We start from the raw sequence: 2,119 nt of genomic DNA, 5'->3' as shown, positions 1-2,119 counted from the left end.
CATCCAACCGGTCTTGCGCTGCTCATCTCCGAGCAGACCTTCCAGGAACAGGCCTGCATTCGTCGCCACACGCTCTTGCGTGAACAACGGACGTATCCGTTTCTTGATCTCTCGAAGCGACGCCGCCCACAACGCAAGCGCCTCTTCAACCGACGCGGCCCGCGTCCACGACATCCGAATCATGGTTGCCCATGGATTCAGACGCTCGCAAAAAAAGGCAACTGTAATGCTAGTGTTCTCGCTCGCGACAGCTGGTGCTGTGCAGATTGAAACACAGTTATCGATCGCCAAGACTATATCGCCAGCGATGTTCGCAGCGCTGTTCGAGGGGCTGGATTGGAGGTTGGTCCGCCCGCAAGAAGCGCGGCGTCCCAGGCAGCTGGATAACTGCGGCAGAGTGACTCGGGAGCTATTTTGAACGTGGCACGCGCAGATGGCGGGTGCTGGGTGCTGGTCATACGCCGCCCGAAATACATCTGTTGCCGCTGCTCGGGCCCTGTCGTGCAGGCGCACGCACCGGAGCACGTGGTGCCTGGTGGACCGCCGACCGAAGCGGCGATTGCGCACGTGATCGTCTCCAAGTTCGGCGACCATACGCCGTTTTACCGTCAGGCCGAGATCTATGCGCGCGAGGGGATCCGACTTGATCGGGCGACACTGGGCAACTGGTCCGGCCGCGCCTGCTTCCATCTCCAACCCGTAGCGGACCACATGCGCCGCCATCTGGAGAGGCAGATCGTCTGTTCATGGACGAAACCACAGCACCGGTGCTCGATCCCGGGCGTGGCCAAAAGAAGAAGGGCTACTTCTGGACGGTCGTCTCCGACGACCGCGGCCACAGCGACCCAAGTCCTCTGATCGTGCTGTTCCGATATGCTTCCGGCCGCAGCGCGCCTTCGCGGAGCAGTTCCTGCATGGCTTAACGGACGCTTCCTGCAATGCGATGCCTATGACGGTTATGACCGGCTGACCGAAGTTGCTCAACCGCAGGGGGCCGTGGACGCTCGTGCATTGCTGGAGCCATTTGCGCCGGCGCTTCCTCAAACAGCAGATCGCCGACCGCCGAGGCCGCGGTTCGGCACATCGCACACCTTTACGCCATCGAAGCCATGGTACGCGGTTCATCGCGCGGCTGGCCGCGCGCAAGGAGCACTCGCTGCCCATCGTCGCCACGTTAAGCGGCCTCTCGGTGTACCCAAGAGTGGCTGTTGCGGATGGTGGCGCTCCGGATCGCCGATCCTCGCATCTTGCGGCTGATAGAGCTGTGGCTGAGGGCCGGCGTTCTTGAGAGCGGCGAGAAGCAAGAAACGGACAGGGGTACCCCGCAAGGGGCGGGCATCAGCCCGCTCCTCGCCAACGTCTTCCGCACTACGTCCTCGATGGGCCCACCAAGGCGCCGTCGCCACGCACGCGGTCGCGTTGTGACCGTGCGCTATGCCGACGACTTCGTCATGGGCTTCGAGAGCAAGGCGGATGCGCAGGAAATGCTCTTGGCCCTCAAGGTGTCAATCGGCGTTCGACTGGGACCCCCTATCGGCATCCAAAAGGGGCTCTGACGCATATTCGATGATCGTGATTGTTTTTATGGCGCGCCAATCAGCCTAGCCTGAAGGAGATCGAGCTTAGCGCGCCCGTACATTTGCCGTTTGACCAGCTTGAGCTTGGTGATCTGAGCTTCCACTTGGCCATTGGACCATGGTTGCGTGATAGCCGCGTGCACCGCGCCCTTATCGTTGGCAATGCCATTCGCGAACGAGGCAATGAGGCTCCGCTTGGAGTCATCAATCCAAGGTTCGAGCTCCATCTCGGCCTTCTTTCGGATCATCGCGTGGAAGCGGCCAACGAGAGCTTGGGCATCGGCCAGCATAGGAACGTTTTGTTCGATGACCGCAAGCGTGACGGTCTCGGCTTTGGTTAGGTGGTCGCGCTTCGTCGTCATCAGCTGCGCTATCGTCCTGGCGGCGGGGACCTTCTGCAATTGTTGATGGCTGATGGTCTCGGCACGTCGCCGTCGCGTCGCCCATTCCGCCACGACGCGCAGCGATCCCTTGAAGCCTTGTCCCTTCAAGCGGCGCCAGAGCTCGGCACCGTTGCGACAGCCGCCTGACCACTGCGCGTC

The 2,119-nt window shown here is 61.7% G+C and carries 3 protein-coding genes and 2 pseudogenes; 3 read left to right on the top strand and 2 right to left on the bottom strand.

Features of this window, described 5'->3' with window-relative positions:
• Positions 1 to 201: pseudogene (locus tag IVB48_RS35270) on the bottom strand (IS701 family transposase); the annotation flags it as partial.
• Between the two features lie 219 nt (positions 202 to 420).
• Between IVB48_RS35270 and IVB48_RS40970 the strand changes: the two are divergent.
• From IVB48_RS40970 to IVB48_RS35255, 3 genes and pseudogenes are all read left to right on the top strand, one after another.
• Positions 421 to 681: pseudogene (locus IVB48_RS40970) on the top strand (transposase); the annotation flags it as partial.
• A gap of 65 nt (positions 682 to 746) precedes the next feature.
• A complete protein-coding gene (locus IVB48_RS35260) occupies positions 747 to 923 on the top strand; it encodes an IS66 family transposase (RefSeq protein WP_247407546.1) in 177 nt (58 codons plus the stop codon).
• A gap of 291 nt (positions 924 to 1,214) precedes the next feature.
• Entirely contained in the window at positions 1,215 to 1,556 is a 342-nt protein-coding gene (locus IVB48_RS35255) for a reverse transcriptase domain-containing protein (RefSeq protein WP_247407553.1), read from the top strand.
• A gap of 26 nt (positions 1,557 to 1,582) precedes the next feature.
• Here the strand turns inward: IVB48_RS35255 and IVB48_RS35250 are convergent.
• Positions 1,583 to 2,119: transposase (locus tag IVB48_RS35250; RefSeq protein WP_247407545.1), on the bottom strand; the 537-nt coding region annotated here is incomplete at its 5' end.

This window comes from Bradyrhizobium sp. 76 (assembly GCF_023073025.1).
GTDB lineage: Bacteria > Pseudomonadota > Alphaproteobacteria > Rhizobiales > Xanthobacteraceae > Bradyrhizobium.
The sequence above is the reverse complement of the archived record's forward strand: the minus strand, read 5'-3'. Positions and strand labels throughout refer to the sequence as shown.

Bases quoted from the DNA above. Each gene is read 5' to 3' on its own strand.
- IVB48_RS35260 (WP_247407546.1), top strand. From the start codon at position 747: ATGGACGAAACCACAGCACCGGTGCTCGATCCCGGGCGTGGCCAAAAG.
- IVB48_RS35255 (WP_247407553.1), top strand. From the start codon at position 1,215: ATGGTGGCGCTCCGGATCGCCGATCCTCGCATCTTGCGGCTGATAGAG.